The sequence below is a fragment of the Arthrobacter sp. I3 genome, assembly GCF_000520575.1.
Lineage (GTDB): Bacteria > Actinomycetota > Actinomycetes > Actinomycetales > Micrococcaceae > Arthrobacter > Arthrobacter humicola_A.
The window spans coordinates 127230-128055 of the sequence record NZ_KI914962.1 but is presented as its reverse complement, the minus strand read 5'-3'; the positions used below and the strand labels follow the sequence as shown (position 1 = coordinate 128055).

1 protein-coding gene and 3 pseudogenes are annotated in these 826 nt (G+C 72.6%); all 4 read left to right on the top strand.

Annotated elements, in window-relative coordinates; translation table 11 throughout:
* Positions 1–272, top strand: a pseudogene (locus tag Y706_RS28460) (TetR/AcrR family transcriptional regulator); the annotation flags it as partial.
* A 19-nt stretch (positions 273–291) separates the two neighbouring features.
* Positions 292–453, top strand: a pseudogene (locus Y706_RS30505) (DUF1684 domain-containing protein); the annotation flags it as partial.
* Between the two features lie 13 nt (positions 454–466).
* A complete protein-coding gene (locus tag Y706_RS0120625; protein WP_028278073.1) occupies positions 467–685 on the top strand; it encodes a hypothetical protein in 219 nt (72 codons plus the stop codon).
* A gap of 19 nt (positions 686–704) precedes the next feature.
* Positions 705–826, top strand: a pseudogene (locus Y706_RS30500) (DUF1684 domain-containing protein); the annotation flags it as partial.

Here is an 826-nt window from a genome sequence, read left to right as displayed (position 1 = left end):
TCATCAACGCGGCCGCCGAGTCGGCCGCCGGCACCCGCATCCACGACCGGACCGTGGCCCACAAGCGCCAGATCCGCGCCTGGATCCGGGACCTCGCCGCACGCGCCGGCGCCGGGGACCCGGACCAGCTCGCCCGCAGCCTGACCCTGGTACTCGACGGCGGCCTGGCAAGCGGGGTGCTCGACGGCGACCCGGCCGCGGCCGCCGCAGCCGGAACCACCGCGGCCCAACTCGTGGCGGCCAGCCTCAAAACCTCACCCGCCACCAGCTGAAACCCCCTTGGAGGTGCCCATGACCACCCCTGACCCTGAAACCGGGACTGGCTCGAAGCCCACGCCTGATGCAGTGCAGAACCCGCAGCTGGCCCGCTGGCAACGCTTCCGGAACAGCCGCAACACGGCCCTCGCCAGCGAGCACGGCTGGCTCACGCTGACCTCCTTCCAGTGGCTGGATCCACGACCGGACCGTGGCCCACAAGCGCCAGATCCGCGCCTGGATCCGGGACCTCGCCGCACGCGCCGGCGCCGGGGACCCGGACCAGCTCGCCCGCAGCCTGACCCTGGTACTCGACGGCGGCCTGGCAAGCGGGGTGCTCGACGGCGACCCGGCCGCGGCCGCCGCAGCCGGAACCACCGCGGCCCAACTCGTGGCGGCCAGCCTCAAAACCTCACCCGCCACCAGCTGAAACCCCCTTGGAGGTGCCCATGACCACCCCTGACCCTGAAACCGGGACTGGCTCGAAGCCCACGCCTGATGCAGTGCAGAACCCGCAGCTGGCCCGCTGGCAACGCTTCCGGAACAGCCGCAACACGGCCCTCGCCAGCGA